The organism is Pseudogracilibacillus sp. SO30301A (assembly GCF_037072025.1).
In the GTDB taxonomy this organism is placed as follows: Bacteria; Bacillota; Bacilli; order Bacillales; family Amphibacillaceae; genus Pseudogracilibacillus.
This window is the reverse complement of the sequence record NZ_JAXHDD010000122.1, coordinates 1-1,830: the sequence shown is the minus strand read 5'-3', so window position 1 is coordinate 1,830 and position 1,830 is coordinate 1. Positions and strand designations below refer to the sequence as shown.

Here is a 1,830-nt window from a genome sequence, read left to right as displayed (position 1 = left end):
ATGTAACTCTTACATCACGGCGCCAAACTTTTCTTATCAATGCCGCACCACCGGTATGTCTAACAGCTTGATATAAATCTGTTAGCACTAACATTAATGTTCTTCCATCTTCTACGTGGTGCCATGTATAACCACTAGGGGTTGATTTTAATCCCATAGCCTTGTTTGCAACAGTAAAATCACTTGTTGTATTCCCTTTTAGTCCATCTATTTTTACACTAACTTTAGAATAAGGAGTAAAATCAGGGAAACCATCATTTGTGAATTTTACTCCATTTGGGTACTTTTTAGCTAAATCACCACTGGATACTATTCATAAAAAAACCTTGAATGAGAGTTTAGCCCTTCAAGGTCAGTTTTAAGAAACAATTATATTACCTATATAATTTTTATAGTTAGACTCTTCAATAAATATAAGTAATTCTGTAGGCAAAAACTAACGGTTATTATATTATTATTTTAATACAACGCTATATTCTGAATCCGTAAATCCTTTATAAATATGTTACTTGTTTAATAATAATTCACATTCTTTATCTAGTAAATACAAATAATATACAAACTTGTACATGGCATAATAAGCTAGCCAATTTTCTAAGATTGGTGTTTCGAAGATCTCTTTTTTATAGTCGCCAATAAACTTTACTCTGCTTTCTTTATTATTTTGCATATCCAAAAATATGCTATGCTCTTTTTTAGCTTCATTGAAACTATAATATTTCTCATCGATATTCAATCTAGTAAAAGCCGACTTTAAATCAGAAATAGTACAATTTGGCTCCCCTATATTTATATCTTTATTATTTAATTCAAATTTATAAACATATTGATAAAAAAAATAAGTATTCAATTCAAACAAGAAATAATATTTACATGCGTTTGATTCATTGTCAAACCTTTTTAATACAGTCTCTTTTTCGTCGCTCCTCTCCTGTTGAATAAACAAAAATTCCCATTTCTCATTTTTAAATCTTAATTTATAAAAGTTTTCCCCTTGATCTTTAACTTGTTCTAAAGACTTCTTAGTCGAAAAAGTAAGTATTTGTTTCTCGTTTAGTAGCTTCTTCACTTGCTCAATATTCATGTATTTATCACACCTTTATCTTAAAAGTCTTATATATTTGTTTTCTATTAAGCTTTTGACCGATGCTATTTCATAATCTCCTTTTAATGTCATTATTTCAATATCAGTAGAGAATTGTGTACCTAATCCTTTTTCGTCGAACCACGGAGCAACTGTACCTGAATTTACCTCAAATTCTCTTAAACTACCACCTTCTTTAGCAGGTGGTAGTTTAAATAAATTAGACTTCCGAAAATAACCTCATAAGCGATCTATATTAAAAAACTGTACTTTAGTCTCAAGTGCAGTTTTTTTATCTTACTTCCAGCCGTGAAACTCTAAAAATTTATCCGGAATTCGGAGTTCAATTTGTTGTTCTAATTCTTGCAAAAAGACATCCATATCCGCTTTATCATACCACTGTTGGCTGTTTCTTAATGGTATCTTCTTGTCTCCAACTATTGTATAACATCCAAACCTTCCTCTGTCATAATTGAAAGTTACATTAAAGTAATCATATGCAATAAAACTAAGGCTAAACATCGTATATGGCGTATCGGTTCTTTCAAGAACAGTAAAGCCGCTTGTTATCTTGTCATCAAAATACTCTTTTAATTCTCGAATTACTTTGTTTTGAATAACTTCACTATTATTTTCGTGCAATCCAAACATCTCCTTCGGGATCCAACGTAGTAAATCCATATTTAGTTTGTAAATATTCCAATTCTTGAAATAAAAAACGTTCTAGATAATCTTCTGGATAATGT

General features: G+C 30.1%; 3 protein-coding genes and 1 pseudogene. All 4 read right to left on the bottom strand.

The genetic code is table 11. The annotated features are described in order from the left end of the window. Positions 1–157, bottom strand: a 157-nt coding sequence (locus SPD89_RS23340; protein ID WP_442961226.1) for an HNH endonuclease signature motif containing protein, incomplete at its 3' end; no start/stop codon positions are given. A 348-nt stretch (positions 158–505) separates the two neighbouring features. Further along, positions 506–1,084 (bottom strand): hypothetical protein, encoded by a 579-nt coding sequence (locus SPD89_RS22690; RefSeq protein ID WP_336264218.1) that lies wholly within the window; start codon positions 1,082–1,084, stop codon positions 506–508. 15 nt (positions 1,085–1,099) lie between these two features. Beyond that, positions 1,100–1,255: pseudogene (locus SPD89_RS23335) on the bottom strand (glycohydrolase toxin TNT-related protein); the annotation flags it as partial. 126 nt (positions 1,256–1,381) lie between these two features. After that, entirely contained in the window at positions 1,382–1,735 is a 354-nt protein-coding gene (locus SPD89_RS22685) for a hypothetical protein (RefSeq protein ID WP_336264217.1), read from the bottom strand. Between the last annotated feature and the right edge of the window lie 95 nt (positions 1,736–1,830).